The organism is Yoonia sp. I 8.24 (genome assembly GCF_022096995.1).
Lineage (GTDB): Bacteria > Pseudomonadota > Alphaproteobacteria > Rhodobacterales > Rhodobacteraceae > Yoonia.
On the sequence record NZ_JACXGQ010000006.1, the window covers coordinates 130,196 to 155,249 of the forward strand.

The 25,054-nt window shown below is 55.7% G+C and carries 25 protein-coding genes; 19 read left to right on the forward strand and 6 right to left on the reverse strand.

Annotated elements, in window-relative coordinates; all coding sequences use genetic code 11:
• Positions 1–7 precede the first annotated feature (7 nt).
• Genes Yoon_RS13465 through Yoon_RS13485 form a run of 5 tightly spaced genes read left to right on the forward strand, consistent with a single transcriptional unit; the run spans position 8 to position 4,627 of the window.
• Complete coding sequence (locus Yoon_RS13465) at positions 8–1,948, forward strand: ATP-binding protein (RefSeq protein ID WP_238112841.1); 1,941 nt, start codon at positions 8–10, stop codon at positions 1,946–1,948.
• Positions 1,949–1,963: 15 nt separating this feature from the next.
• The gene (locus Yoon_RS13470; protein ID WP_238112842.1) at positions 1,964–2,308 is read left to right on the forward strand and encodes a hypothetical protein; all 345 of its coding nucleotides are present in this window, start codon (positions 1,964–1,966) and stop codon (positions 2,306–2,308) included.
• Between the two features lie 13 nt (positions 2,309–2,321).
• Positions 2,322–3,671, forward strand: a complete 1,350-nt coding sequence (locus tag Yoon_RS13475; RefSeq protein WP_238112843.1) for a DUF6638 family protein — start codon at positions 2,322–2,324, stop codon at positions 3,669–3,671.
• Positions 3,671–3,946 carry a hypothetical protein gene (locus tag Yoon_RS13480; RefSeq protein WP_238112844.1) on the forward strand — a complete coding sequence of 92 codons (276 nt, stop codon included), beginning with the start codon at positions 3,671–3,673 and terminating at the stop codon, positions 3,944–3,946. The genes Yoon_RS13475 and Yoon_RS13480 overlap by 1 nt, the downstream gene beginning before the upstream one ends.
• Before the next feature lie 9 nt (positions 3,947–3,955).
• A complete protein-coding gene (locus Yoon_RS13485) occupies positions 3,956–4,627 on the forward strand; it encodes a DUF1523 family protein (RefSeq protein WP_238112845.1) in 672 nt (223 codons plus the stop codon).
• Between the two features lie 15 nt (positions 4,628–4,642).
• Here Yoon_RS13485 and Yoon_RS13490 read toward each other — a convergent pair whose 3' ends face one another.
• The 3 genes from Yoon_RS13490 to Yoon_RS13500 form a co-directional block, all read right to left on the reverse strand.
• Positions 4,643–6,958, reverse strand: coding sequence for an aldehyde dehydrogenase family protein (locus Yoon_RS13490; RefSeq protein ID WP_238112846.1), 2,316 nt, complete (start codon positions 6,956–6,958; stop codon positions 4,643–4,645).
• Between the two features lie 47 nt (positions 6,959–7,005).
• Complete coding sequence (gene deoC, locus Yoon_RS13495; protein WP_238112952.1) at positions 7,006–8,010, reverse strand: deoxyribose-phosphate aldolase; 1,005 nt, start codon at positions 8,008–8,010, stop codon at positions 7,006–7,008.
• Between the two features lie 73 nt (positions 8,011–8,083).
• On the reverse strand, positions 8,084–8,920 hold the full coding sequence (locus Yoon_RS13500) for an AraC family transcriptional regulator (RefSeq protein ID WP_238112847.1): 837 nt from the start codon (positions 8,918–8,920) through the stop codon (positions 8,084–8,086).
• Between the two features lie 108 nt (positions 8,921–9,028).
• Here Yoon_RS13500 and rpe point away from each other — a divergent pair, with 108 nt between their 5' ends.
• The 3 genes from rpe (at position 9,029) to Yoon_RS13515 (ending at position 11,504) form a co-directional block, all read left to right on the forward strand.
• Complete coding sequence (gene rpe / locus Yoon_RS13505) at positions 9,029–9,712, forward strand: ribulose-phosphate 3-epimerase (protein WP_238112848.1); 684 nt, start codon at positions 9,029–9,031, stop codon at positions 9,710–9,712.
• A 203-nt stretch (positions 9,713–9,915) separates the two neighbouring features.
• A complete protein-coding gene (locus Yoon_RS13510) occupies positions 9,916–10,596 on the forward strand; it encodes a response regulator transcription factor (RefSeq protein ID WP_238112850.1) in 681 nt (226 codons plus the stop codon).
• Positions 10,581–11,504 carry an ATP-binding protein gene (locus tag Yoon_RS13515; protein WP_238112851.1) on the forward strand — a complete coding sequence of 308 codons (924 nt, stop codon included), beginning with the start codon at positions 10,581–10,583 and terminating at the stop codon, positions 11,502–11,504. The genes Yoon_RS13510 and Yoon_RS13515 overlap by 16 nt, the downstream gene beginning before the upstream one ends.
• Positions 11,505–11,528: 24 nt before the next feature.
• On the opposite strand, the gene Yoon_RS13520 is transcribed toward Yoon_RS13515, so the two are convergent.
• Positions 11,529–12,749, reverse strand: coding sequence for a urate hydroxylase PuuD (locus Yoon_RS13520; RefSeq protein WP_238112852.1), 1,221 nt, complete (start codon positions 12,747–12,749; stop codon positions 11,529–11,531).
• A 92-nt stretch (positions 12,750–12,841) separates the two neighbouring features.
• On the opposite strand from Yoon_RS13520, the gene Yoon_RS13525 reads away from it, so the two are divergent.
• From Yoon_RS13525 to Yoon_RS13545, 5 genes are all read left to right on the forward strand, one after another.
• Positions 12,842–13,762: a LysR family transcriptional regulator gene (locus tag Yoon_RS13525; RefSeq protein ID WP_238112853.1), complete on the forward strand. Its 921-nt coding sequence runs from the start codon at positions 12,842–12,844 to the stop codon at positions 13,760–13,762.
• A 60-nt stretch (positions 13,763–13,822) separates the two neighbouring features.
• Complete coding sequence (gene puuE / locus Yoon_RS13530; protein ID WP_370642177.1) at positions 13,823–15,223, forward strand: allantoinase PuuE; 1,401 nt, start codon at positions 13,823–13,825, stop codon at positions 15,221–15,223.
• On the forward strand, positions 15,220–15,693 hold the full coding sequence (locus Yoon_RS13535; RefSeq protein WP_238112854.1) for an ureidoglycolate lyase: 474 nt from the start codon (positions 15,220–15,222) through the stop codon (positions 15,691–15,693). The genes puuE and Yoon_RS13535 overlap by 4 nt, the downstream gene beginning before the upstream one ends.
• A 45-nt stretch (positions 15,694–15,738) precedes the next feature.
• Complete coding sequence (locus Yoon_RS13540) at positions 15,739–17,049, forward strand: uracil-xanthine permease family protein (RefSeq protein WP_238112855.1); 1,311 nt, start codon at positions 15,739–15,741, stop codon at positions 17,047–17,049.
• A gap of 95 nt (positions 17,050–17,144) precedes the next feature.
• Positions 17,145–17,528, forward strand: a complete 384-nt coding sequence (locus tag Yoon_RS13545) for a VOC family protein (protein ID WP_238112856.1) — start codon at positions 17,145–17,147, stop codon at positions 17,526–17,528.
• A gap of 31 nt (positions 17,529–17,559) precedes the next feature.
• Here the strand turns inward: Yoon_RS13545 and Yoon_RS13550 are convergent, their stop codons facing one another.
• Entirely contained in the window at positions 17,560–18,252 is a 693-nt protein-coding gene (locus Yoon_RS13550; protein ID WP_238112857.1) for a hypothetical protein, read from the reverse strand.
• Between the two features lie 255 nt (positions 18,253–18,507).
• On the opposite strand from Yoon_RS13550, the gene phnC reads away from it, so the two are divergent.
• The 6 genes from phnC (at position 18,508) to Yoon_RS13580 (ending at position 23,795) form a co-directional block, all read left to right on the forward strand.
• A complete protein-coding gene (gene phnC / locus Yoon_RS13555) occupies positions 18,508–19,329 on the forward strand; it encodes a phosphonate ABC transporter ATP-binding protein (RefSeq protein ID WP_238112858.1) in 822 nt (273 codons plus the stop codon).
• 62 nt (positions 19,330–19,391) lie between these two features.
• On the forward strand, positions 19,392–20,297 hold the full coding sequence (gene phnD, locus Yoon_RS13560; RefSeq protein ID WP_238112859.1) for a phosphonate ABC transporter substrate-binding protein: 906 nt from the start codon (positions 19,392–19,394) through the stop codon (positions 20,295–20,297).
• Between the two features lie 73 nt (positions 20,298–20,370).
• A complete protein-coding gene (phnE, locus tag Yoon_RS13565; protein ID WP_238112861.1) occupies positions 20,371–21,240 on the forward strand; it encodes a phosphonate ABC transporter, permease protein PhnE in 870 nt (289 codons plus the stop codon).
• On the forward strand, positions 21,237–22,538 hold the full coding sequence (gene phnE, locus Yoon_RS13570; RefSeq protein WP_238112863.1) for a phosphonate ABC transporter, permease protein PhnE: 1,302 nt from the start codon (positions 21,237–21,239) through the stop codon (positions 22,536–22,538). Before phnE (Yoon_RS13565) ends, phnE (Yoon_RS13570) begins: the two co-directional genes overlap by 4 nt.
• Positions 22,535–23,179 (forward strand): SDR family NAD(P)-dependent oxidoreductase, encoded by a 645-nt coding sequence (locus Yoon_RS13575; protein ID WP_238112864.1) that lies wholly within the window; start codon positions 22,535–22,537, stop codon positions 23,177–23,179. Before phnE (Yoon_RS13570) ends, Yoon_RS13575 begins: the two co-directional genes overlap by 4 nt.
• A 1-nt stretch (position 23,180) precedes the next feature.
• Entirely contained in the window at positions 23,181–23,795 is a 615-nt protein-coding gene (locus tag Yoon_RS13580) for a chloramphenicol acetyltransferase (protein ID WP_238112865.1), read from the forward strand.
• Here Yoon_RS13580 and Yoon_RS13585 read toward each other — a convergent pair whose 3' ends face one another.
• A complete protein-coding gene (locus tag Yoon_RS13585) occupies positions 23,796–24,986 on the reverse strand; it encodes an alpha-D-ribose 1-methylphosphonate 5-triphosphate diphosphatase (protein WP_238112866.1) in 1,191 nt (396 codons plus the stop codon). It lies immediately after the preceding gene.
• Positions 24,987–25,054: the final 68 nt, after the last annotated feature.

The window sequence follows — 25,054 nt, forward strand, 5'->3', positions numbered from 1 at the left end:
TAGAATTATGAGCCAGCCAAGCGATCAGATGGAACTGCGCGAAGACGACATTCGCAAGCACTATATCCCCGTGGCCGAAATGCTGATGCATTTGGATCATAGCCCACGTTTGGCCAAGGCGCGGCTGTCGCTCGAAGCGCCTGAGAAATCTCCCGATGTTGCCGCGACGCGGCGGCGGTTCCGGTCGACAACGCCCGGTTTGCTTTCGCGTACTTCAACCCCTTCGGGTGGGGTGCGATTGTTGGACCGTTTGGCGGAAACCGATGATGATGATCCGCTGACGTCGCCCGCACAGGCCTCTGTCGCGCATGCGCTGCGCCGTGCGATGTCGATTGCCTTGACCGTTGCGGATGCCTATTCCGATCAAACCCCGCTGACGGAATTGAAACGGATCAATCTTGAAGGGCGTTTGCCCACGGAACGCTCAGTAGAATTCACAGAATATTTGGCTTCTGAGAGCCTGATCGCGCTGTATACATTTGCCAATGCGACCTCGTTCCTTTTGGCTAGCCACGGCACGGAGGCCAGCGTTGATGTTGGCGCAGTTGATGAGGTTCTGACCGATAACGTGCCCTTGGCGCTGCACGGTGCGATTTGGGAACTTGATCAAAAGCTGGGTCAATTCGCCAAAGACGAGCCCACAATGATCGCGACGATGCTTGCCTATTGCGAACAGTTGATGGACCGGGTTGCGCAGCGTGCGAGCACTGCCGCGCATATGGCGTCGTTCAATGCTGCCAGTTGGCACGTCGAAGCGGATGATTTCACGATCCAAGGCTTTACCCCGGCCCGCAAGGCCAAAGGGTCGGCCTTGACCATGACCTTCAAAAAACCGAACGAAGTGGTCGGTAACCACATCGCGAAATATCAGGCGATGAAGCTGGCCAAGATGGTCATGGCCTATGATTTTGATCGCAAACTGAACCCGTTTGCGGAACTCGGCGGATTTATCTTTACCTTTATGGGGGACGGAAAACCGGGGACGGGGAAAACCACGCTGATTCAGATGATGGCCGGTTTGGTGAATGATTACTGTCAAGCCGCAGGCTATCCGTTCCGCTATCAAAACCTGTCGACCGATAATATCGACAGCTATCAGGGGAAATCGGGCCAGAACGCGAAGGCGTTCATCAACAACGTGCTGGATCCGAATGTAATCGGCTTTGGCACAATCGACGACATCGACCAGCTAGCAGGCAAACGCGGCGACCGTCAGTCATCCGCCGGACAATTGGAAATTACCGCAGTGCTGATGGAAAGCTTTGCTGGTGCCAACACCGTTGTGCGGGGGAACTGTACCTTTGGGATGTTCTCAAACTACCCCGAAAACGTCGATGATGCGCTACGCCAACGTGCGGGTGCGCGCTTCCTCGTGGACGGGCCGCAGACGCGCGACGATTATATCGACATCCTTTATCTGCTGATGGGCAAAAACCACGACATCCCCGTCGGCGCGCATGAGGTCTTTAGCGCGCAAGAGATTAAGAAAGCCGTTGCAGCATCGTTTGAAGGCCACGCCCGGCCTAAGGAAATTGGCCTGTTGAACGTCTATGATCAGGTGTCGTCTGAGATCGGCGCGTTGGATACTATTGCCAAAATGGGCACCTATCTGAAAGCCATCCAAGAGGCTGACCCGCGCTTCACTGGCCGCGCAATCAAGAACATTACTGACGCGGTGAAGGTGCGCGCGATGGACTTTGAATTGCCGGATGAATGGATGGAAGACCCAGATCTGTTCATGTTCAAAGATTACGACGCCAAAAAGGCAATGATTTCAGACCTGCGCGTGCCGATCACGGTCGATATGGTCGTGCAAGAAATCAACCGTTATGCCGATAGTGAATTCCGCTATGCCGATAAATCTGACGAGGTTGCAATCGAAAACATGGTCCGCGACTTTGGTCGCCAAGAAGAGGCAAAAAAACGCTATCTAGGGGGTAAATCGTGAATTGGACCCGTGACCATGGGTGATATTCTCGCCGAAAGCTTATTTTTTCCGGCAATGTTGATTGCTGTGATGGGGTTTGCTGTACCGCGTCTATTGGCGCAGGTGTTGCCCGAGGGCGTTATGCCGCTGCTGATCAATGCATTTTTGTCGTCGGTTTTGTTATTCGTGATTGCGGGATGCTTCTTTGTTGGGCTCTACATCTGGCAGGGCGCGCCATTTGCAGAGGTCATGTCAGAAGGCTGGACAAAAAACGTCACCTTCTTTGGACGGCTTGGGCTGATGTCGGTGATCATCTGGGGGCCGATTATGGTGCTTTCGGTGGCGGCACTTCCGCGCAGATGGGTAAATAAAACATGGTAGGTAAGGCGCTAATATGCACCGACTGATTGAAAAAGGCCTGATGTTTGGGAACCTGATCCGGGTGGATAGCCTGGTATTGGTGGAACGCTATAATCGTGCGCTAAAGCATCTTACAGGCAAACAAACAAAGCAAGATGCGTTTCATATTGATATTTCTGGTTACAGCCCTGAGATCGGTGACGAACTGGACGACCCGCTTTACCTGAACCATGCAGGTGTGAATCGTCAGTTTATTCTCCTGACGACGGAGCAGGCTGGGGCTCCTTTGCTGAACGCAAAGTTTTCGACCGCGCGCGGCATCCTCAAGCAATTCATCACTGAAAACCGGGCAGAGCTATTTGCGCTGACAACGCGCGATGCCGTCGCGGGGGAATTGGTGAACTCGGTCTATTTAGCCGACAATCCTGCCCGGCTGTTCGATATTCGCAAGGTTAAGATCGAGGCCGATACAACCTCGGGCACTGTTGCGATGGCTGATAAACTAGGTAAAAAGATCGACCAATTTAAGACCGAACAAGATGCGTGGTTTGATGATGTTTTGATTGCCGAGATGATCGGCATGGCCAAGCAAACTGGGGATGTCATGCGCAACCCGGTGCGTTTGCGGCAGATGGAATTTGACCAAGACAACTTTTGGACCGATCTGTTTGGCGGCATCTACTTGTTTCGCGGTGTTGAACACCCGGCGGCGATTGCGGCGTCCGATAAGGATGATCTGGGGAAGCTGCCAATCGATTTTACCTTTGACTTGAAGGACCGCTCGGCGATTGCAAAGTTTCTGAGCCTGAACAATCTGGTCGAACCGATCATTGATGCGCGCGGTGTCGATGCCGCAGCGATCTTGCATCAAAAGATGGATTTCATCGTGATGGAAGTCGCGGCAACCATGGGTGAGAACCTCACGGGGGCGACCCGGCGCGACCTGCGCAGGCTCGGGCGTCAATATGCGGCGCTGTTGCCAGAAGCGTGGCAGGGGTTGGCGGCACTTGTCCGCTGGGCCGAAGAAGACGGTCCGTGGCCTAAGATTACATCGGAGCATCCCGCCTATTTCTACACCCTGCGCGCAAAGCCGCATGCGGATGCGGATCTGGTCAATATGCTTTTGGCAGAGCTCACCCCGCTGGACATTCGTCAGCTATTTATCTGCCACAAGGAGGTGTTTTATCGCGCCTACGCCACATGGGCCGATGAAAAGCGCGCCTATGTCGCTGATTTCCTTGATCGCGAATACCAAGTCGATAAAGCTGGCACCCGAGAAGCATTGTTTGGTCACGAGGCCCCGATGGAGGAGCCGCGCGCCAAACGGCAACCCGATTTGATTACCCGTGTTGGCCCCTGGGGGGCCGTGGGAAGGAGAAGCTAATGGCTTTTGTCAGACTGATCGTATTTGGCCTTTTTGCCATGACGGTGCTGTATTGGATGATTGCGCTCTATTCGCGGTCTGTGCGGCGCGAACGGCTTGAGAAAGAATATGACGCGGATAACGCTGGCAATATTGATCAGTCCGCGCGCGATGCCTATGTCGAGGCAGGCATGACAGCATACAATAATTCATTGCGGCCCAAGCTGATTGGACTGGTCTATGTCGTGCCAACGATCGTGATTGTCACGATGGTCTACGTCATGAACGCGAACTAAGGAAATATCATGCACCGTATTAAGATCGCCTTTCGTGTCGCCGTATTCCTGATTTTTGGGGCAATATTTCACTATGTTCTGCCGCAGCACGACGTGGTGCAGGTGACCTCGACCGAGGTTATTCGTACCGATTTCAGTTCTTACAACCGTCTGTTTTATGCGCAGGCAGATTCAGGGTCCGTTGAACAGCCAACCCGTGATTTGCGCCTCATCAACACCAATAAGAAAAAGACGTTTCTGTTGGGGTTTATTCCGCGCGACACGACCGGTGTGATGGTCTACCGGAATGAGGACACGGGCTGGATTTGGCCGCCATATTTCAAATTCGACAGCTCCGACTTGCAGGCCGAAGCCGCGAATAGCGCGCGCGGCGATGAATGGGCCGTGGTCACCCATTATGGTTGGCGTATTCGCTGGGCGTCAGTCTATCCTAATGCCGTGGGCGTGCGCACGGTCTCTGGCCCGGATGTGACCATCATCCCATGGTTCAACATCGCGTTCTTTATCTTCTTGATCGTCGGTCTTGCGTTCATCCGCGCCATGTGGCGCCAGTTCCGTGAGCGCGCGGTTGACCCGTTGATGGATAGCGCTGGCCACCGCGTGGACGAAGTCCAAGCAGGTGTTGCCGCCCGCAAAGGTCGCATTTCACGTTGGTTGGATACGTGGCGCAGTAAAAAGTAACAGGTCCCTACGGCGTTATTCGCCGTAAGGAATCCAGATGTTTTTCACTTCTGTTACAGCCTGAAGATAGTCTTGGGCGCTTGGGGTGATTGCCAACCCGTTGTTCACCCAAGTCCGTTTCAGATTGCCAGCGCTTGCCTGTTCAATTGCGGCGCTGACGTCACTGCTTGAGAATGACCAGACGGCATCCAAGTCCATGTGACCCGCCAGCGTTGGGGCCAGCTCAGCATGGTCGCCTGTGATGATATTCACCACGCCTGCGGGCACATCGGACGTTTCTAAGACCTGATAGAAATCTGTCGCCGCAAGAGGGTAGGCGGCACTTGGGATCACAACCGTGCGGTTGCCCATTGCGATAGCGGGGGCCACGGCGCTGATCAGCCCAGATAACGGCGCATCACCGCATAGGATGCCAATGTTCCCGACGGATTCTTTCATCGCCAAAGCGACGCCTCGGATCGGCACGCCGTGCGCCTGCCCGTCGTATTTGTCCGCCCAGGCAGCATAGGTGAACAAGGTCTGAATGGCGGCTTCTACCTCTGCCGTGCCGGATTTGCTGCCCGTCAGATTGTCGATCCGTGCGCTGAATTCCGCGCTGCGAGCTGATAGGTTTTCAGCAATATAATAAAGGATTTGCGCCCGCAGATGCCCGGTGGTTTTGGACCAGCCTTTGGCGGCGTTACAGGCCTCAACCGCGTTGCGAACATCCTTGCGGTTGCCGATCCCGACGTGGCCAAGCAATGCACCTTTGGCCCCGTAGATGGGTTTAGAATAACCGCCGTCAGGGCGGGCTTGTTTGCCGCCGATGTAGAATTTTGCGGTGCGGTCTAACGGGTCAGCCGTCGCGCCATCCGTGCCTGAAAAAGGTGTCGCGGGTATGATCGGCTTGGCCGTCGCTTTGGGTTTGGTATACCCTGCCAGCCCTTCCCAGCCGCCTTCACGACCGAACCCGCTTTCGCGCACACCGCCGAACCCGGCGGCTGCATCCATCATATTGGTGCCATTGATCCAGACGATGCCGGACACCAGTTTTGGCGCGATATCAAGTGCGAGGTTGATGTTTTCAGACCAGACCGAAGCAGCCAGCCCGTACCGCGTATTATTGGCAATCTCGACGGCCTCTGTGGGGGTGCGGAAGGTCGTTGCCGCCAGCACGGGGCCAAAGATTTCTTCTTGCATGAGCGCGGACGCCGATGACAATCCGGTGACCAATGTGGGCGGATAAAAACAACCCTCGGGGGCTGCTACCTGATAGATTTCGCCTTCGGTATTTGCGTCGACCATCGCGCTGATCTGTGCATGTTGGACCGGGTCCACAATCGCGCCCACGTCGATGCATTTATCAAGCGGATTACCGATGCGCAGCCCATTCATCCGCGATTTAAGTTTGGCATAGAACCGATTAGCGATGCCTTCTTGCACCAATAGCCGCGATCCGGCGCAGCAGACTTGGCCTTGGTTAAACCAAATCGCGTCAACCAGCCCTTCGACCGCGCTGTCGATATCGGCGTCGTCAAACACGATGTAGGGGGATTTACCGCCCAATTCCAATGACAGCGCCTTGCCTGATCCGGCGGTGGTTTCGCGGATTTTGCGGCCGACTTCGGTTGAACCGGTAAAGGCAATTTTGTCGACAGCGGCGTTAACCAAAGCAGCCCCGGTATCACCATCGCCCGTCACGATATTCACAACGCCGGGCGGTACGCCTGCTTGGGTGCAGATTTCAGCAAACACCATCGCGGTCAGTGATGTGTATTCGGCAGGTTTGAGAACAACGGTATTGCCCATCGCCAGCGCAGGCGCGATTTTCCACGCCAGCATGAGCAGCGGGAAGTTCCACGGGATGATTTGGCCGCAGACGCCCAAGGCCTCCCGGTCGGGCAGTTCGTCATCCATCAACTGGGCAAAGCCCGCGTGGTGATAAAAATGCCGGATCGCCAAGGGCACATCAATATCGCGGCTTTCGCGGATCGGTTTGCCGTTATCCAGCGTTTCCATCACAGCCAACAGACGGCTGTGTTTCTGCAAAAGCCGGGCAATCGCATAGAGCACACGCGCACGTTTATGGCCTGACTTGGCCCAAGCAGGCTGCGCCTCACGCGCGGCTTTGACAGCGGCGTCGACCTCATCAGTCGTGCCTTTGGTCACGCCCGCCAGCTTTTCGCCAGTGGCAGGGTTGTTGGACGCAAAATCATCGCGCAACGCACCCCACTTGCCGTCAATATAGTGGCCGGCAATGCCGCCACGATCTGCAATCCATTGCAGCGCGTCCGATGCGCTCTCTGGGGCAGGGCCGTATTCCATGGTCTCAAAGATCTCTTTAATGGTCATTGCCCTGACTTTCTCATCATCTTGCCAAAAATACTCAAAATTTTGCCCTAACCAATCGCGTGGCGCCAAGATGCGGAGTATGCACCCGTGACGTGATGTTCGAGTTGCCGTTCAATGTCGCCCAGCAGGGACGAGGCACCGAAACGAAAAAGATCAGGTTGTAGCCAGCGGTCGCCCAGTTCGTCTTTCATCATCGACAAATAGACCAACGCGTCTTTGGCTTTGGAAATGCCGCCCGCAGGTTTGTAGCCAACTTTGATCCCGGTGCGCTCTTGATAGTCGCGGATCGCACGGATCATGGTTAGGGTGACGGGCAGGGTGGCGTTCACGGGTTCTTTGCCAGTTGAGGTCTTAATGAAATCCGCCCCTGCCATCATGCAGACCAATGATGCACGGGCGACGTTGCGCAATGTGCCCAACTCGCCCGTAGCAAGGATGGCTTTGACATGGGCGTCGCCGCAGGCTTCGCGCATCGCTTTCATCTCATCGTAAAGAGCTTGCCAATTGCCCGTCAGCACGTGGCGGCGTGAAATCACGATGTCGATTTCCGCAGCACCTACTTTGACGCTTTCGCCAATTTCCGCGATCCGCAGGTGAAACGGAGACAGGCCCGCAGGAAACCCGGTAGACACGGCCGCAACCGGAATTCCGGACCCATCCAGCGCCGCAACAGCCGTTTCGACCATATCGTGGTAAACGCAAACCGCCCCGGTGGTCAGCCCGGTCATACCCAACTGTTCAAGGATATCAGCCCTTACAGGCTGACGGGCTTTGGCGCAAAGCCTGCGCACCCGCCCTTCGCTATCGTCACCCGATAGGGTGGTCAGATCAATGAGGCTGATTGCTTTGCACAGCCATGCCGCTTGGTAATCCTTTTTGACGCTGCGCCGCCCCGGAAGGGTCTTGGCGCGCCGTTCAATCGCGGATGTGTTTGCCTGCACAGCCATGACCCAATCAAGGTCAAGCGGCATGCCGTCGTTACGTTGTTCTTGCACCTGTGGAAGTTGGTGCAAGGTATTGGAATAAGTAGATTGCAAGGGGGCCTCCTGCATTGCCATCTAAGATTGACAGTTCGGCCCCAAAATGGCAAGTTTTGATCAGTTGGTCAAAACGATTTACCGGCAGCTAGATTTGCGGTTGCACCAACTGGCGCTGAAAGCTTTGGCGGTACTGCAGCGGGGTGAGGTCATGGGTCTCCCGAAACAATTTATGAAAATGCGACATATTCGGAATGCCGACATCAGCGGCAATTACGCTGATCGGGTCGCTATCGGTGATCAATGCGCGCGCGGCGTGGGCCATGCGCAAGCTGTTCACAAAATCTGATGGGGTCTGACCGTAGTATTTGCGCATCGTGCGGCTGACATGCGGGTGTGCTTTTCCGGTAAGGGCCACGAACCCCGCGGCGCCACCGCGGAATACATCGGGATCTTTGGCGGCGAGGCAGGCATCATTAAGCCATCCCGGCGCGGATTTTGGCCCCTGATCCGCTGTGAGTTCCGCGCAAAGCGGCAGTAAAAATGCTTCGGCCTGCAAGGCGCTGCGGTCACTTCGTTCCAGCGCCACTGCAGCGTGGTTGAGCGTCGCCAACTGACGAATATCACGGTGATGCTGGACCAGCGGTGCATCCGCCCAAAAAAGATGACCGTTCAGGTCTGGGTGGCGGTCTGCCAATGCGGTGATCACGGCAGGATGGATGCAAAGCGATACGACCAGCGCATGTTCACCGCGACCCTGTAGCGCATGGGTCTGACCGGGCTGCAAACAGCAAAGGTCACCTTCGTGCAAGGTCGTGATTCTATCGGGCGTGTGGTGGCGCACCTGGCCATTTTGAACCCAAAACGCTTCAAAAAAATCGTGCGCATGGAGCGACTTGGGGCGTTGTGACGTCAAAGTGGCGCGCGTCAGGTGAATCTGCGCCCCGTCGTGGAGAATATCTTTGTACCGCAAAACATTGGCCATATCTCCGGATAGCACAGGTTTTGCTGCGTTGCAGCATATATCTTCGTGGCGTGACAATTGGTGCGGCGCACGTTATCTGCGGGCAAATCATCAACGCGAGGTAACCACATGTCATTCGATCGTTCTTTGAAAATCGCACCGTCGATCTTGTCGGCTGATTTTGCGAATTTTGGCATGGAATGTGCCGCAATCGAAGCGCAGGGCGCGGATTGGGTCCATGTGGACGTGATGGATGGGCATTTTGTGCCCAATATTACCTTTGGGCCAGCAACCTGCGCAGCGATCCGTCCGCATATTCAGGGCGTGATGGATGTGCATTTGATGATTGCACCTGTTGACCCCTATATCGACGCCTTCGCGCAGGCTGGCGCAGATGTGATCACGGCCCATGTTGAAGCAGGTCCGCATATCCACCGCACCTTGCAGGCAATCCGCGCCGCCGGCGCAAAGGCTGGGGTCGCCTTGAACCCCGGCACGCCAGCAAGCGCGGTAGAATACCTGCTCGATATGGTGGACTTGGTCTGCGTGATGACGGTGAACCCCGGCTTTGGTGGACAAAAATTCATTCATTCCCAAGTGGAAAAGGTGCGCCAACTGCGTGCGATGATTGGCGATCGGCCCATCCACATTGAAATCGACGGTGGGGTGGACCCAACGACTGCGCCACTTGTGGCGGCCGCTGGTGCTGATGTGCTGGTTGCGGGTTCTGCCGTGTTCCGCGGCGGGAGCGTCACAAACCCTGCACCATATGGCGAGAATATCCGCGCCATTCGGGGTGCTTGCGCAGGCTAATCCCTGCACGAAATCTGCACAAACCACCGGGATCATATGCACCCAGCCTTTTTAGACCTGCATCAAAGCAGAGAAAAAGAGGCAGGACATGATTATTCGCGGCATCCCCAGAAAGCTTTCCAAAGACGCGTGGTGGCTTGATGATGAATAGCCTATCGCAAGCGACGCACATTGCGTAGTTTCGGATGCAAGGAGAGCAGAGAATGATCTTGATCGCAGATGATGACGCGCAGATCCGTGATGTTTTGCGCATTGCTTTGGGGCAGGCGGGATTTGCCGTCGCTGAGGCCGCTCATGGCCGCGCCGCATTGGAAGCGGCCCATAGCCTGAAGCCAGAATTGATCGTGCTTGATATTGGCATGCCGGAAATGGACGGGCTGTCGGTGTGCCGCGAATTGCGCAAAACTTCGCAAGTCCCTGTGCTGTTCTTGACGGCCCAAGCGGATGAGATCGACCGGGTGGTCGGGCTTGAATTGGGCGCGGATGACTATGTGTCCAAACCGTTTTCACCGCGTGAATTGGTGGCGCGGGTACGGGCGATTGTCAAACGCAGTGGTACTCACGCGCCAGCGCAGGCGGTTATGCGGCGCGGTTTGCTCAGCCTCGATCCAAAGCGGCACCTTTGCCACGTCAATGATGCGCCAGTGACATTGACCGCGCGAGAGATGGAGCTTGCGCTGCATCTGATGCGCCGCCCTGACAACGTGCTGTCGCGCCCGCAATTGGTGGATCAAATCTACGGGACCAATGTGCATGTGTCTGATCGCACGATGGACAGCCATCTTCGGAATTTACGTGCCAAGCTGACAGCAGCAGGCTGTGCTGATGCGATTGAAACCGTGCACGGCGTTGGAATTCGGATGGGCGCATGTCGCGGCGTGTGAATGCAAAATGGCGTCCGTCGCTCGCCTTTGTGTTGGGCGGGCCATTGGCCGCAGTATTTTTTTTGCCGTTGATTGGCATTGGCTATTTTCGGATTGCAGGCGGCGTGCTTGGCTGGGCCGAAACCGCATGGATGATTGGGTGGATGGCCTTTGCGGCGACCGCCATTTTAGGGTTTCTTTTGTGGCGGCTGGTGCTACGCCCTGTGCGCGCGATCACCGATTACGCACGAGCTGAAGGGGCCGCAGATGTCCCCGTACATTTTGGGACGCCTGAGTTCTCTCAATTGGGTCAATCCGTCATTGCGATGACACAGACCTTACAAGGGCGCGAGGCGGTGTTGCGGTCTTATGCAGATCACGTCACGCATGAATTCAAGTCGCCGTTGACGGTGGTGCGCGGCGCGGCGGAACTGCTGGACGATCCGGCCCTTGCCCCTGCAGACAGGGCGAAGATGCTCGGTAATATCGTGGCTGCCGTCGACCGGATGCAGGCTTTGCTTGATGGGCAGCGTGCGCTCGCCCAAGCGCAAGACCCGATGCCGCGTGGCAGTTGTCGCCTGTCTGACGTGGTTGCGGGGCGCGGTGTGGTCGTCACACAAGATGCACAGGTTCCCTTTTCGGCAGAGCTGCTCGCAGTGGTGATGACCCATCTCATCGGCAACGCCCATGCACATGGCGCGACGCAGATAGATATCGCTGCTGGCCCTGATCAAATCAGGGTCAGCGACAATGGGCCAGGTATTTCGCAAGGCAATCGGAGCCGCATATTTGACCCGTTTTTTACCACGCGTCGCGATGATGGCGGGACAGGCATGGGGTTGGCGATTGTGCGGCGGATGCTGGAAACGCAGGGGGCTGAAATTACGCTATGCGCGGGGACTGGTGCGGTGTTTGAGATCACCTATTGAGGGGCAGGTGGATCAAGATCCACCCTACGATCCCGCGCGATACCACGCGATCAGTGCTTCACGGTCCTCGATTGTGATTTGCGTGATATTAGCAGGCGGCATTGCGTGGCTCACACCTGCTTGCAGATAGATTTGGCGCGCGTGTTTGGTGATGTCGCCCGTGGTTTCTAAAAACACGCCTTTGGGCGCGGTTTGCATATTGCCCCAGAACGGTTCACGCGCGTGGCACATGGAACAGCGGCCAAGCACGATGTCATGCACGTCGTCATAGCCTGCGACGCTTGCAAATCGCTGTTCGTAGGCCGTGAGATCACGGGCCTCTGCTTCTTCATAGGTGTCATGGCCGCGCTGGGTCGAGAGCCACGCAATGATGATAAACAAGATCACCGTGACCGCCCATGTCCAGCTTGGTTTACCTTTGCGTGCGTGCATGGAGTTGAAATAGTGGCGGATTGTGACCCCCATCAAAAATACCAATGCAGCGATGATCCACGCGTATTGTGTGCCAAAAGCCAGCGGGTAATGGTTGGACAGCATTAAGAAGATCACTGGCAGGGTCAGATAGTTGTTATGTGTTGACCGGAGCTTTGCGATTTTGCCGTATTTGGGGTCTGGCGTGCGCCCGGCTTTTAAGTCGGCGACAACGATCCGCTGGTTGGGCATGATGATCACAAACACATTGGCGGTCATAATCGTCGCGGTGAATGCCCCCAAATGCAGCAGTGCCGCGCGGCCCGTAAAGATTTGATTATACCCCCAAGACATCGCCACCAGCAGCACAAACAGCAGCACCATCAGCGCGGTCGGTGTGTTCCCAAGTGGTGATTTGCACAGGTAATCATAAATCACCCATCCCGCGGCTAGGGACGCGGCCGAGATAAACACAGCCTGCCAGACGGCAAGGTCAGCCTTGGCCGGATCGATGAGGTATAGCTCGGCCCCAACCCAATAGACGACGGCCAGCATCGCGGCCCCGGACAGCCAAGTCGCGTAGCTTTCCCATTTGAACCATGTCAGGTGTTCTGGCATCTCGGTGGGGGCGACCAGATACTTTTGGATGTGATAAAACCCGCCCCCATGGACCTGCCATTCTTCGCCATCAGCAGCGCCGTCGATATCGCGGTTCAAGGACAGATCAAGCGCGATGAAATAGAAGCTTGACCCGATCCAAGCAATTGCCGTGATCACATGTAGCCAGCGCACGGCAAAGGCCAGCCAGTCCCAAAGAATAGCGATATCGTACATGCGTGGTCCCTCGTTTTTTGGGCAGTCTAGCCAAACCGTTGGCTTTCTTGTATTCCCTGATACTGCCAAGCTCTATCAAAAATTGCAGAATAATGTCCTATCTTGAGAATATCCGAACTTTTGTGCGTGTCTATGAACTGGGGTCGATGTCGGCTGCGGGGCGTGACTTACGGATTTCGCCTGCGGTGACCTCTGCGCGGATTTCGCAGTTGGAGGATCACCTGTCTGTGCGCCTGTTTCAGCGGACCACGCGCAGCCTAACCCCAACAGCACAGGGCAAGGCGTTCTACGGTGGTGCCTGTTCGGTGTTGGATGCGGTTGCCTATGCCGAAGCGCAAGTGTCTGATTTGACCGAAAACCCAAAAGGATTGTTGCATGTTGCCGCACCTTTGGGCGTCGGACGCCGTTTGATTGCGCCACATGTGCCTGAATTCACCGCGCAGTATCCGCTGATTGACGTGCGTTTGCGGATGACAGATCGCACCGTAGACATGACCGCCGAAGGGTTGGATCTTGCGTTTCATTTGGGCCAAGCAGCCGATAGCAATCTGCGCCAACGCAAGATTGCGGATGTCGCGCGGGTTTTGGTGGCATCGCCCGCCTATATCGCGGCGCGCGGTCACCCTGCCGATGGCGTGGCTTTGGTGAATGACAAACATGACTGTCTAAATCTGCGGTTCCCCGGTGCGCCAGAATTTCAATGGCAATTACAGACAGAAAACGGGCCAGAACGGTTCCGGATCAGCGGCCGGCTTGAAAGCGACGATGGCGATGTGCTGACAGATTGGGCGTTGGCCGGGCAGGGGGTTGCGATGAAACCGCTGTTCGAAGTGGCGGAACATCTGGCCTCTGGTGCTTTGGTTCAGGTCGCGCAGAGCACGCCCCCAGTTCCCGTGCAGATGTCGTGCCACTACACGCATCGCCGCCACCAAGACCCAAAGACCCGGCTGTTCATGGCGTTTATGACCGACCGGATCGGAGATGTTATACGGGCTGCCGAAGGTCTTTCATAAATAATTTGATAAATTTCTGAATTATATCAGATAAACATAGAAACGAAGTAGGAGACATCGGTGCAAAGATATCCGCGTGACATGATCGGCTATGGGGCGCACCCACCGGCGGCAAACTGGCCGAACGGCGCGCGCGTCGCTGTGCAAATTGTTTTAAATTACGAAGAGGGCGGCGAAAACAACGTGCTGCACGGCGATGCCGCGTCAGAGGCGTTTTTGTCTGAAATCGTCGGGGCCGCGCAATGGCCGGGCCAACGCCATTGGAATATGGAAAGCATCTATGAATACGGCAGCCGCGCCGGGTTCTGGCGGCTACACCGGTTGATGGCTGACTTGCCCGTAACTGTTTACGGCGTGGCAACCGCGCTTGCCCGCAGCCCTGAACAGGTCGCGGCGATGAAAGATGCAAATTGGGAAATCGCGAGTCACGGGCTCAAATGGATCGAATATAAAGACGCCCCCGAAGACGTTGAACGTGCAGATATGGCCGAGGCGATCCGCCTGCATACCGAAGTTGTCGGTACGCCACCACGTGGTTGGTACACAGGGCGATGTTCTGAAAATACCGTGCGCTTGGCCGCGGAGACCGGGCAATTCGCCTATGTGGCGGATACCTATGCCGATGACGTGCCCTATTGGTCAGAGTTTGGCAAAACCGACCAGTTGATCGTGCCCTATACGCTTGATGCGAATGATATGCGGTTTGCGACGCCGCAAGGTTTCAATAGCGGGGCGCAGTTCTTTGACTACCTAAAATCCAGCTTTGATGCGCTTTACCGAGAAGGCGGGCGGATGCTGTCGATTGGGCTGCACTGCCGCCTGATTGGGCGGCCCGGCCGGGTCGAGGCACTACGCCAATTTATCGAATATGTGCAAGGCCATGATGATGTCTGGTTCGCCACCCGCGAACAGATCGCTGATCATTGGGCTACGCAACACCCGCATCAACGGTTTGCGCGCCCGTTCCAGATGGGCCGCGATGAATTTGTGCAGAGCTATGGCAGTGTGTTTGAACATTCGCCTTGGGTTGCAGAACGCGCATTTGATCTGGAGCTTGGGCCTGCACATGACACAGCGGTCGGGTTGCAGAATGCGATGGCGCGCGCATTCCGATCCGCAAGCCAGGACGAACGGTTGGGCGTTCTGACTGCGCACCCGGATTTGGCAGGTAAATTGGCTGCGGCCAAACGGCTGACGGCAGAAAGCACAGCCGAGCAAGCCAGCGCAGGGCTGGACGCGTTGACCGATGCAGAGCGCGCAGTTTTTGAGACCGGAAACGCGGCCTATACTAAAAAATTTGGATTTCCCTTCATCATCGCTGTCCGGGATCATGACAAAGCGTCCATATCCGCGGCGATGCAAGAGCGGCTGCACAATGATGAAGAAACCGAATTTGCGCAGGCTTGCTATCAAGTTGAACGGATTGCTCTGCACCGATTGACCGATATGCTGCCCAGATGACCCGTGAAATCATCATATCCCCGCTAACGCAGGCCGCGTTTGCACCTTACGGCGATGTGCTGAATTGCGATGGCGACCCAGATAAGATGATTAATGCAGGGCTTTGCGGGCGGTTTCATGACCGGGCGCGGGTCGATGTGACTGACGGAAATGTTGGGATCAGCCTGTTCAGGTCTGAACTGCGCGCACTGCCCTATCAGCTTGATCTTATCGAACGGCATCCGGCCGGATCGCAGGCGTTTATCCCGATGAGCATGGACCCGTTTTTGGTCATCGTTGCGGATGCGGATTTACAGCCACATGCCTTTGTCACCGCCCCCGGAGAGGGCATCAATTTTCATCGCGGGACGTGGCATGGGGTTTTGACGCCGCTGTCCGGCCCCGGCCTGTTCGCCGTCATCGACCGGATTGGTGTGGGCGCTAACTTAGAGGAACATACATTCGACACGCCTTACAGCGTGAATTTTTAACGATTGACCGGCGCTAAGATCGGCAATCCTTCAGGGACAAAAACGATGACAGATACAAATTATTCAGATCCAAATGTGACGCCGCCACTGGCGCAGGCGATCCCGCTTGGATTTCAACACGTCTTGGCGATGTTCGCCTCGAACGTGACCCCTTCGATTATTGTTGGCGGCGCAGCCGGGATGGCCTTTGGGTCGCCTGACCTCGTCTACCTTGTGCAAATGGCGATGCTGTTCGCGGGGATCGCGACACTGTTCCAAACTGTTGGCATGGGCCCAATCGGGTCACGGCTGCCGATCATGCAGGGCACCAGCTTTGCCTTTGTTGGCGTGTTGGCCGGGATCGCGGCGACCATGGGTATGAGCGTCGCGCTCACCGCCTGTATCATCGGTGGTGTGATCCACTTCTGCCTTGGCGCCGTTATTCAACATCTACGCTGGTTGTTTCCGCCGCTGATCACCGGCTTGGTGATCTTGTCGATTGGTCTGTACCTCATTCCCGTCGCGATTAAATACGCCGCCGGCGGCGCGGCCACATTCCAAATGGAAGCAGAAAGTTTTGGCTCGCTCAAGCACTGGTCCGTTGCGTTGACTGTGATTGTTGTTTCATTGGTGCTCAAATTTTTCACCAAAGGCGGGCTGTCTAACGCGGCTATTTTGATTGGCCTCTTGGCAGGCTATGCGCTCGCGTTTGTGCTGGGCATGGTGAACTTTGGTGCCGTAGGCAATGCGGGTTGGATTACGCCAATCAAGCCGCTGCCATATGGGTTTGAATTTAACTTGGGCGCAGTGATTGCTGTTACCCTTGTGTCAATCGTCTCTGCGATTGAAACCGTGGGTGACGCCTCTGCCACAGCCAAAGCAGGTGCAGGCCGCGATGCCACAGATGCCGAAATCGCGGGCGCCACTTATGCCGATGGTTTGGGTACGGCAGTTGCTGGCATCTTTGGCGGTCTGCCAAACACTTCCTTTAGCCAAAATGTTGGCATTGTTGGTATGACCGGGATCATGTCCCGCCATGTTGTGACAATTGGCGGTCTGGTGTTGATCCTTTGCGGGTTGGTGCCCAAAGTCGGCGCGCTCATTGCGTCTATGCCTTTGCCTGTTTTGGGTGGTGGTGTGATCGTGATGTTTGGCATGGTTGCAGCGGCCGGTCTGAATGTACTGGCCGAAGAAAAAATGACACGTCGTACGATGATCATCATTGCGGTTTCGCTGACATTTGGCTTGGGTCTGAACCTTGTGCCAACTGCAGTACAGTACCTGCCTGATACGCTGCGGGTCTTAGCGACATCAGCGGTCGCCCCAGTTGCGCTATTGTCAATTTTGCTGAACCTTGTCCTGCCGGAAGAAGTCTAGCAGGCCACATTGATCTATTCGGTAAGGCCTCGTGCGTTGCGCGGGGCCTTTTTGTTTGTAAAGCTGCAGATGTCATCCCAAAGCAAGGTAAACGCATGATTGATCATTCAGGAATAAGTGTTTCGAATTTCGATTTGGCGGCAGCGTTTTACGAACGCGCATTGGCACCTTTAGGTGCGTCGCTTCTTTATATGGTCCCGTCGGAACACACGGATGGGGTCAAGGTTGGTGGGTTCGGCAAAGACCGCCCCCGTTTCTGGCTAAGCGAAGGGGCGGCACAAACCCCGCCGCTACACTTCGCCTTTACTGCTGAAACCCGCGCAGAGGTCGATGCATTCTACGCTGCGGCAATCGCAGCTGGCGGCAAAGACAACGGAAAACCGGGACTACGCCCGCATTATCACGACAACTATTATGGTGCCTTTGTTTTAGATCCAGACGGCAACAATATCGAAGCTGTGTGTCATAAGCCAGCGTAGAGGGCTTTGCGGCTCCGAGGGCGAGGTTACATTACGTAGGTTTTCTGCGGCCCAAAGCCAATTGCCCAAATGCCACTACAAGCAAGAAAAACGTGGTCGCCAAACCTCCGGCGACCCTTAAAATCAGAGTTTGAAGTGACAGGGTTACAAAGATTTTGTCATGCGTGATCTCAACCGTATCGATCGCGAGCGCGGCCAATGTGAGTGCGCCACCTGCCCGCTGAAGATTGTAAACCGGGAAGGTGCCTAAAAACGTATCCAGCGCCGCCAATGCGTCGGCCTCCATCTCTGTCTCGATGTAATTTCTGCGGCGTTCTATAGCAGCAATTCGCTCGGGGTCACCGCTTTCGTTGGCCTCTTCGGTTTCGCGACGCAATATCCCGTCAAGCGTTGCGCGAACATCTGATACCGTTTCCGTACTGTTTTCTGACAGCTCAAACTGAATGTGGTCACGCTTTAGGTCCGTAAGATAGAACTTCCCGCGCTCGTAGCGCACAGCAGAGTTAACCTGAGCGCTGCCGATGCCTTCGAGTGTAAATCCACGGGCTTCAAATTGCGCGTGCAACTGGATTTGGCCGTTGTCGGTAAGGTAAACCTTTGCTTCATGAACTGTCACCGTGGTCGCTAAACTGTCGACTTCATATGGAATGTTTTCTTTGAGGGCTTGGTCAATTTGGTCTGGCGAAATCTCGATGACTTTCGATGGCCCAAATATATATGCCAAGAATAAGACCAAGAAGAGTCCCAGTGAAGCGCGTATAACTATTTTGCGAAGCATCTTTTGCTCAATCATCATTTGCTTTTGCAGGAATGCTATCGGTTGCGTGTTGTGTCTACCATAGGCGGCTAGAATAGCTAGCGAGTGTGGCTGCACTGTTCCTAACCGCGGTTTTGCCCGCCCCGTTACAAAACTTTCACTAATTCTTAACAAATCTGCAAAGCGGCAGGTTCACACAGCCCAAGACTTTGGAGAGCCTTGATGCTGCAAATTGAAAACCTGACGAAGGCCTTTGGCCAAAATAAAGCCGTGGATACGGCTAATATCGTCGTTGATAAGCCCGCAATGATCGGAATTATCGGGCGATCCGGCGCTGGGAAATCAACCCTTTTACGCATGTTGAACCGTCTGACAGATGCAACATCTGGCGCCATTATGTTTGATGGTCAGGACGTGACGCAGTTGCGTGGTTCCGCCAAGCGCAATTGGCAATCGCAATGTGCGATGATCTTTCAGCAGTTTAATCTGGTGCCGCGTATGGATGTTGTATCCAACGTATTGCACGGCACGTTGAACCGGCGCTCCACCTTTACCACGATGTTTAACCTTTACCCGACCGAAGATATCCATCGTGCGATTGAAATCCTTGATCGGCTTGGCATTGCCGAACACGCGCCCAAGCGCGCAGAGGCCCTATCGGGTGGGCAGCAGCAGCGTGTCGCCATTGCGCGTGCCCTGATGCAGGACCCCAAAATCATTCTGGCGGATGAGCCGATTGCCTCGCTTGATCCGATGAATGCGCAGGTGGTGATGCAATCGTTGCGTGACATTCATGAACAAGACGGCCGTATGGTCATCGCCAATTTGCACACGCTTGATACCGCGCGCCGCTATTGCGACCGGGTGATCGGGATGCATGCAGGCCGGATCGTGTTTGATGGCACGCCAGATCAGCTCACCACTGGTGCCGCTCGCGACATTTACGGCGCGGATGAGACATTCTCGGAGGCGGCGACATCAACGCAGATCGAGACACTGAACGAAGAAGTCGCAAAGCTCGCGGATATCGCTGAAAGCGTCTGATCGTAACTATTAACCCCCCAAAGCCCCGGCTGTTCGGGGCGTTTCACGAAGAGAGAAGACCAATGAAAAAATTGATTGCTGCCGCGCTTGCGACAACATCTTTGACTGGTGCTGCATTTGCGCAAGACACTATTAGCGAATTCCGTATCGGTATCTTGGGCGGCGAAAACGCACAAGACCGTATGAACTCATACGAGTGTCTGCGCGCTTACACTGAAGAAGAGCTGGGCGTCGAAACAAAACTGTTCGCACCTGCGGATTATAACGGCGTTATCCAAGGCCTGCTGGGCGGTACATTGGACATGGCTTGGATGGGTGCGTCTTCATATGCTGCGATCTACATCCAAGACGAAACTGCTGTTGAGCCAGTGCTGGTCAAGATCAACCTTGATGGCTCTTACGGCTACCACTCAATCGGTTTTGCACGCGCAGATAGCGGCATCACATCGCTTGAAGACATGCAGGGCCGCACATTTGGCTTTGGTGATCCAAACTCAACTTCTGGCTACCTGATCCCATCCATTGAGATTCCTCAGCAAACTGGCGCGACAATGGAATCCGGCGATTACTTTGGTGAAGTGAAATTCACTGGCGGCCACGAGCAGACAATCGTTGCTGTGAACAACGGCGACGTTGACGGTGGTGTGACTTGGGCAGACGGCCAAGGCGAATGGGAAGACGGCTACAACTCTGGCGCGCTGCGCAAAGCGGTTGATGCTGGCCTGATCGACATGAACGATCTGGTTGAAATCTGGCGTTCGGCGCCGATCCCGGAAGGCCCAATTGTTCTGCGTTCTGAACTGCCACAGGACGTCAAAGACAAGATGACTGCGCTCGTTGATGCGCTGCATGATGTTGACCCAGATTGTGCATATGGCGTTGCAGCCGGCGAAAGCCTTGGCTTCGACCCAATTACGCATGACGCATACACGTCGATCGTCGCAGCCCGTCTCGCGAAATCGAACTAAGCGCATTTCATGAAGATCTGCAGGCCCCGGCATCTTGCTGGGGCCTGTAATTTTATCAGCAAGGTCCCCCCTCATGGCAGAGCTTTCGACATCGGCGATCCAGACCGATTATATGGCGCAGGTCCGACAAAAACGGATCATGAATACGATCCTGTTGGTCGTTTTTATCGCATTGATGCTGGGTGGTTTTGCTACGGCAAACGACCGGAACGCGGGTGGGTTCTGGAATGGGCTGCCGATGCTGTTGGATTTTCCCGCTGATGTGATCAGCGAGGCCTATTCGCGGGCAGAACTGCTGCCGGGATATTTTGTAAAATATTTCCCCTCACTTATTGAAACAATCAATATCGCCGCGGCGTCGACCTTGCTTGGTGGTCTTTTGGGGCTTGTGATGTCGCTGCTGGTGACACGCGGTCTTGCGCCTGTGCCGTGGTTGATTGGTCCGCTGCGCCGCGTCTTGGACGTGCTGCGCGCGGTGCCTGAAATCGTGATCGCGCTTGTGCTGATCTTTTTGTTGGGCGGTGGGCCGGTGCCCGCGATGATTGCGATTGCGCTGCACACGGTTGGTGCATTGGGTAAATTGTTTTCCGAAGTTAATGAAAACGCCTCTCTCAAGCCTGTTGAAGGGCTCGAGTCTGTCGGCGCAGGCTGGACCCAGCGTATGTGGCTCGGTGTGATCCCACAGGTGGCCCCGAACTATCTGAGCTACGGCCTGTTACGCTTTGAAATTAACATCCGCGCCTCTGCGATCCTTGGGTTCGTGGGCGCTGGCGGGATCGGCTACGATCTGCGTAACACCATGAGCTGGGGGCAGGGTAAATTCGATGAGGCCGCTGCCATCTTCTTGCTGTTGTTCTTTACAATTGTCGTTGTCGATCAGTCATCAAGCTATCTGCGTAACCGCCTGACCCACGGGTCCGCAAAAGGGGAGATCCACGCATGAGCATGGCATCGCTTCAGGCTTCTACGGCCACAAATTTCCAACGTAAACGTCTGATGGGCTTTACCGTACCTGCGGTTATCTTGATTTATTTCGCCTATATCTTTGTCGTTTTCGACATGAGCGGCTTGGCAGAGCGGGTCAGCATTGAAAATACACGCACGTTGGTATCGGACGCCTATAGCTACAAGACCCACGTGACCCGCGATAACCGAGACGGCGGTGTCAGCATCGCGATTGAGGGTGAACGCAAGGGCCGCTACGCCGAAGGCACAGCCCCAGAATGGGTTGCCTTGGGCACTGAAACTTTGGTTGATTTGGGTGATGATCACATCGTGACTTTTGGTGAAACCCAAGTTACTTATGACATCCCCGGCTACGGGATGATCGTCACCGAACCGGGCCGCACGGGCGTCAACGCGACCTTCCCGACGGATGAAATCCCCGAATGGATCAACGCATCAAAGAACCGCGTGTCAATCACAACGGATGCGGGGCGCTTGACCGTGACGCGCAACCGTTCCGAGGTTTTCCGTTACGCGATGGGGTGGGAGCTGTTCTTCTTCACGCTCGACAGCCCGTACCACGGCATGGGGTTTGGCACTTTGCTGAGCCACGCTGCGAATGGCGAGGCGGGGGCAATCTGGTCTGACTTTTGGGCGAACAAGATGTGGCGTCACGCAGATGTCGCTTGGGCGTTGTTCGAAACTATTTTGATGGCCTTCTTGGGCACCTTTGGGGCCGCGATCATCGCGCTGCCTCTTGGGTTCCTCGCTGCCAAAAACTTTACCCCACTGGGTGGGGTGCGGTTTGCGGCGCGACGCGTGTTTGATTTTTTACGCGGCGTGGACGGGTTGATCTGGACGATTGTACTGTCGCGCGCCTTTGGGCCGGGGCCAATGACGGGGTCGCTGGCGATCTTGCTGACAGACACCGGATCGTTTGGGAAAATGTTCTCTGAGGCGCTCGAAAACGTCGATGGCAAGCAAATTGAAGGCATCACTTCGACAGGGGCCAAGCCGTTACAGCGTTACCGTTTCGGGGTGATCCCACAGATCACGCCTGTCTTGCTCAGCCAGGTTCTTTACTATCTCGAATCCAATACACGGTCGGCCACGATTATCGGCGCGATCACTGGTGGTGGGATTGGGCTCTTGTTGACCCAAGCCATCAGCACCCAAAAAGACTGGGAAGAGGTGACATATTACATCGTGCTGATTATCGTGATGGTCATGATGATGGATACATTCTCGGGCTGGTTGCGCAGTAAACTGATCAAAGGTGACGAGGGCGGGCATTGACGCGCGTTCTGATTACGGGTGCAAACCGCGGCATAGGGGCTGCGCTTTGCATGGTAGCGGCAGAGGCCGGTGCGGATGTGATCCGTGCCACGCGCCCGGGGCGCGGAGGCGACATCGTTTTTGATGTCACGGATCCTGAAACGGTGACCGCAGCGGTCAGGCAGGTCGCAGGCCCAATCGATATTGTTATCAATAACGCGGGGATCATCGGTCCAAACAGACAATCGACAACGGATATGGATTATGCCGGGATGGCAGAAACATTTGCCGTGAATGTCGCTGGGCCACTTGCCGTCAGCAACGCCTGTCTTGCACAGCTGGGCCAAAGCAACGCTCCCCGCATCTTGACCGTTTCAAGCCAGATGGCATGGATGGGATATGCAAAGTCAGACCGCATCGCCTACCGCGCCTCAAAGGCTGCGGTGAATAAGGTGATGCAGGGGCTTGCCACAGATTTACAGCCGCGCGGGATCGCGGTGGCGCTTGTTGATCCGGGCTGGGTGCGGACCGATATGGGGGGCGCAGATGCTGATCTTGCCCCGACGGAGGTCGCAAGTGGCATTTGGGCGCTGGCCACGCGGTTGACGTTGGCGGACACTGGCAAATTCTTCAAGTGGAACGGTTCAGAGCGAGAGTTTTGACATGGCGCGGCTAACGGCGGACACGCCATTCATCCACCCCGATTGCGAAATCGCGGACACGACATTTGGCCGCTACACGGAGGTCGGGCGCGGCACCCGGATGGCGCATAGCTATATGGGCGACTATTCTTACTGCGACCGCTTTGCCGATATTGCGAACGCTGAAATTGGTATGTTCGCGAACATCGCAAGCTACGTGCGCATAGGCGCGACGGACCACCCGATGGATAAGGCAAGCCTGCATCATTTCCACTATCGCTCTGCCGACTATTTTGATGATGCGACGCATGATGAAGATTGGTTCGCGCACCGCAAGTCCCGGCGCGCGGTGATTGGCCATGATACTTGGATCGGGCACGGTGCACAGATCCGACCAGAGGTCACCCTTGGGCATGGCTGCGTTGTTGCAGGCGGCGCCATCGTGACCAAAGATGTGCCGCCCTATATGATCGTCGCGGGTATCCCCGCGGTGCCGCTACGCGCGCGGTTCACGGATGGTATTGCAGACCGGATGATGGCGCTTGCGTGGTGGGACTGGCCGCATGACCGGTTACGCGCAGCGCTGGACGATTTTCGCGGGCTCAAGGCCGAAGCGTTTCTTGAGAAATACGCCTGACTATTCGGCAGCGACACGCAACCTTGGGGCCGCTTGGGTCAACCGATGTGCAAGGCCCGCCGACAGGTGCGACCAACGGCCCGCGGCCATTGTACCCTCGATCTGGCGGGTTGTGGAGTTGACAATGGCCAGATCAGCACGTTTTCCGTCAGCGATCGTGCCGCGATCGCCAAGACCCATAATGCGGGCTGGGCGGGTTGAAATCATCGCCCATGCTTTGGCCAAATCGAGGATCCCTGCGTCGTCAAGCGCAAAGGCGGATTGTGCTAAAGTTGGGTAGTGGTAATCAGACACGAGCGCATCACAAAGCCCATCGCAGATCAATGTGACGGCGGCAATATTACCCGATTGGGACCCGCCGCGCACCACATTCGGCGCGCCCATAATCACTGGGTCAGCCCATGTATTCGCCAGTGCGGCAGCGGCGCGTTGGGTTGGGAACTCACAAACCTTCGCGCCGATCATGGAATAGTATTCGCGGGTATGCCCGTCGGGGTCATCATGGCTACCATAGCGCACAGCGAGCCGGTCAAAGGCCGCTGCAAGGTTACACAGGTAGCGCGGAACCTGTTCGCTTTGATCGCGGGTTGCTTCGACCAATGCGACATGTTCGGCTGCTGTGCGTCCGGCGCGGGCCGCCCATGCTGCAATCCGGTCGGGATGGGTTTTCGCGATTTCAAGCGCCTCATCGAGGTGATTGTTAAAGATCACGTAATCGATGCCATAGTTTTCAATCGCGGCAATCAGCCGGTCTTGCGTGTCGACCGTGTGGGTTTCGCAGCGGACTTGGATTCGTAGATCAGTCAACATCTGATCGCGGAAATCTGCATGCGCCTGCATAAAGTCCTCGGCAAAGTCAGGACCACGCCCGCCGCCTTCCCATGACCAGCTTTGCGCCATCCAGGCCGTGGTGACACCATTCGCTGCGGCGTCGCGGTCTGTGCCCGCAAGCCCAAATGCCATCGGAAACGGTGCTGTTGGGCGCGGGGCAAGGTGGTGTTCAAACGCGTCGCCGTGCAGGTCAATAATGCCCGGAAGGATATAGTATCCCGCGAGGTTGATGCTCGGGCCGCCACCAATTGGGTCATCGCGCATGAAACCTTCACGCACCGATATATTGCCGGTTTCAATGCGGCCACCGCGCAAAATCTGCGCGCCAGTCATGGACAAGAATGCAATCGGGGGTGTCATAAACGTATCGCCTGTAGGTTGTTTTGCCCTACTATGAAGCGGCGATGTATCGCCCGTATGACAGTTTT

Excerpts from the sequence above, each read along its gene's own strand:
- Yoon_RS13465 (WP_238112841.1), top strand. The coding sequence starts at position 8 with ATGAGCCAGCCAAGCGATCAGATGGAACTGCGCGAAGACGACATTCGC.
- Yoon_RS13470 (WP_238112842.1), top strand. The coding sequence starts at position 1,964 with ATGGGTGATATTCTCGCCGAAAGCTTATTTTTTCCGGCAATGTTGATT.
- Yoon_RS13475 (WP_238112843.1), top strand. The coding sequence starts at position 2,322 with ATGCACCGACTGATTGAAAAAGGCCTGATGTTTGGGAACCTGATCCGG.
- Yoon_RS13480 (WP_238112844.1), top strand. The coding sequence starts at position 3,671 with ATGGCTTTTGTCAGACTGATCGTATTTGGCCTTTTTGCCATGACGGTG.
- Yoon_RS13485 (WP_238112845.1), top strand. The coding sequence starts at position 3,956 with ATGCACCGTATTAAGATCGCCTTTCGTGTCGCCGTATTCCTGATTTTT.
- Yoon_RS13490 (WP_238112846.1), bottom strand. The coding sequence starts at position 6,958 with ATGACCATTAAAGAGATCTTTGAGACCATGGAATACGGCCCTGCCCCA.
- deoC (WP_238112952.1), bottom strand. The coding sequence starts at position 8,010 with ATGCAGGAGGCCCCCTTGCAATCTACTTATTCCAATACCTTGCACCAA.
- Yoon_RS13500 (WP_238112847.1), bottom strand. The coding sequence starts at position 8,920 with ATGGCCAATGTTTTGCGGTACAAAGATATTCTCCACGACGGGGCGCAG.
- rpe (WP_238112848.1), top strand. The coding sequence starts at position 9,029 with ATGTCATTCGATCGTTCTTTGAAAATCGCACCGTCGATCTTGTCGGCT.
- Yoon_RS13510 (WP_238112850.1), top strand. The coding sequence starts at position 9,916 with ATGATCTTGATCGCAGATGATGACGCGCAGATCCGTGATGTTTTGCGC.
- Yoon_RS13515 (WP_238112851.1), top strand. The coding sequence starts at position 10,581 with ATGTCGCGGCGTGTGAATGCAAAATGGCGTCCGTCGCTCGCCTTTGTG.
- Yoon_RS13520 (WP_238112852.1), bottom strand. The coding sequence starts at position 12,749 with ATGTACGATATCGCTATTCTTTGGGACTGGCTGGCCTTTGCCGTGCGC.
- Yoon_RS13525 (WP_238112853.1), top strand. The coding sequence starts at position 12,842 with ATGTCCTATCTTGAGAATATCCGAACTTTTGTGCGTGTCTATGAACTG.
- Yoon_RS13535 (WP_238112854.1), top strand. The coding sequence starts at position 15,220 with ATGACCCGTGAAATCATCATATCCCCGCTAACGCAGGCCGCGTTTGCA.
- Yoon_RS13540 (WP_238112855.1), top strand. The coding sequence starts at position 15,739 with ATGACAGATACAAATTATTCAGATCCAAATGTGACGCCGCCACTGGCG.
- Yoon_RS13545 (WP_238112856.1), top strand. The coding sequence starts at position 17,145 with ATGATTGATCATTCAGGAATAAGTGTTTCGAATTTCGATTTGGCGGCA.
- phnC (WP_238112858.1), top strand. The coding sequence starts at position 18,508 with ATGCTGCAAATTGAAAACCTGACGAAGGCCTTTGGCCAAAATAAAGCC.
- phnD (WP_238112859.1), top strand. The coding sequence starts at position 19,392 with ATGAAAAAATTGATTGCTGCCGCGCTTGCGACAACATCTTTGACTGGT.
- phnE (WP_238112861.1), top strand. The coding sequence starts at position 20,371 with ATGGCAGAGCTTTCGACATCGGCGATCCAGACCGATTATATGGCGCAG.
- phnE (WP_238112863.1), top strand. The coding sequence starts at position 21,237 with ATGAGCATGGCATCGCTTCAGGCTTCTACGGCCACAAATTTCCAACGT.
- Yoon_RS13580 (WP_238112865.1), top strand. The coding sequence starts at position 23,181 with ATGGCGCGGCTAACGGCGGACACGCCATTCATCCACCCCGATTGCGAA.
- Yoon_RS13585 (WP_238112866.1), bottom strand. The coding sequence starts at position 24,986 with ATGACACCCCCGATTGCATTCTTGTCCATGACTGGCGCGCAGATTTTG.